General features: G+C 71.4%; 2 protein-coding genes. Both read left to right on the top strand.

Annotated elements, in window-relative coordinates:
• Nucleotides 1–53: 53 nt before the first annotated feature.
• Nucleotides 54–653: a hypothetical protein gene (locus tag GJ630_RS19335; RefSeq protein ID WP_191450772.1), complete on the top strand. Its 600-nt coding sequence runs from the start codon at nt 54–56 to the stop codon at nt 651–653.
• Between the two features lie 2 nt (nt 654–655).
• The coding region (locus GJ630_RS19330; protein ID WP_191450770.1) for a DUF58 domain-containing protein at nt 656–1,737 on the top strand (1,082 nt) is incomplete at its 3' end.

Here is a 1,737-nt window from a genome sequence, read left to right as displayed (position 1 = left end):
CAGCAGTCCAGTGCGACCGACGGCACTGACGACGGGACGGAGGGGCGGCCCTGATGCGCCTGCGAACGGTCGTCTTCGGGACTGTGGGGCTGCTGGCGACCGCCGTCGCGGCCGCCCTCTCTTTCGCGCCGACGGCCGCCGGCGAGTCCCTGGTCGCCGTGTTCGGCAGTGTTGCCCCGACGACCGCCCTCCTCGCCGGGAGCCTGACCGTCGGGCTCTGTGCGGTCCTTGCCGGCTGGCTCGGTGGGCTCCTCGGCGGTGGCTCCCCGACCGCCTTCGACGTGGCCATCGACAGCCCGCCGGAAGACGTGACAGCGACGGAGAGTCGGCTGTTCGCCGCTGACATCGACGCGGCTATCGACGACGCCGTCGCTGGCGACGACGCGGCGATGGACACGGTTACCGAGCGACTCACTGCGGCAGCGACGACAGCCTATGCTATCGGAGCTGGTGTCTCACAGGCGTCCGCACAGCAGGCAGTTCGTGCGGGGACGTGGACCGACGACGCCGTCGCGGCGGCGATGCTGTCCCCGACGGAGCCACAGTCGCTGCTGGCCCGGCTCCGCCTGTGGCTCGACCCGGAGAGCGAGCGCCGCCGCCGCATCCGCCGGACGGTCGACGCTATCGAGCGGGTGTCGGGGGGTGAGCGCTGACGATGCACCGCCGTGTGCGGCGCTGGAGCGGCGGCCTCGCAGCCGCGCTGTTTCTTGTCAGCGTCTCGCTTTTGACCGCCGAGCCGCTGTTGCTCGCGGCGACCGCAATCCCGCTCATTTACGTCGCCTACGGGGCGCTCTCGCGGATGCCGGCGGGAACCGATTTGCAAGCAACACGGTCCGTTTCTGACGCCCAGCCCACACCGGGCGAGCCGGTCGCGGTCGAACTCACCCTCACGAACACCGGCAGCAGTTCGCTGACCGACGTGCGGGTCATCGACGGCGTGCCCGAGGAACTGCCAGTCGTCGAGGGGTCACCGCGGCTCTGTACCTCGCTGCGGCCCGACGAGAGCGCGACGCTGTCCTATGCCGTGATGGCAAAGCGCGGAACCTACACGTTCGACGCCGCCGCGGTGCGGGTGCGGACGCTGTCGGCCAGCGACGAGGTGACTGTCGACCTGCCCGTGGCCGGCGACGGGACGCTGACCTGCTCGAACACCGTCTCCGAAGTTCCGATGGCCGACGCCACGCTCCCGCGGGCGGGAACGCTCCCGACCGATACTGGCGGGAGCGGCCTTGAGTTCCACTCGACCCGAAGCTACCAGTCCGGGGACCCGGTCAACCGCATCGACTGGCGGCGCTACGCAAAGACCGACGAGCTGACGACCATCGACTACCGGGAGGAACAGGCCGTCAGAACGGTGCTGGTCGTCGACGCGCGGCCGCCGGCCCGCGTGACACCGGAGCCTGGCTTCCCGACCGGAGCCGAACTGTCGGCCTACGCCGCCGAGCGCCTGTTCGATGCCCTCTCCCGGACCAGCGTCGTCGCGAGCGTCTGTGCCGTCGGACTGGCCCCCGAGGACGTCCCCGGCGGGCTCGGCCCCGACGGACTGGCGTGGGTCGACGCCTCGGGTGGCCACGCGGCCGCCCACGCGAGACAGATATTCGATAGCGTGGGTCGCGCCGCGGCCCGACAGTCGGACACCGACGCGGCCGGTGACGCTGGCGCGTCCGAGGACGAGTCCCCACAGCAGCCTCACAGGGGCGACGCGCAGGTGACGACGGCCGACGGCGGGACCATCGA

The sequence above is a fragment of the Haloarcula sp. CBA1122 genome (assembly GCF_009741785.1).
GTDB lineage: Archaea > Halobacteriota > Halobacteria > Halobacteriales > Haloarculaceae > Haloarcula > Haloarcula hispanica.
The sequence above is the reverse complement of the archived record's forward strand: the minus strand, read 5'-3'. Positions and strand labels throughout refer to the sequence as shown.

Excerpts from the sequence above, each read along its gene's own strand:
- GJ630_RS19335 (WP_191450772.1), top strand. The coding sequence starts at position 54 with ATGCGCCTGCGAACGGTCGTCTTCGGGACTGTGGGGCTGCTGGCGACC.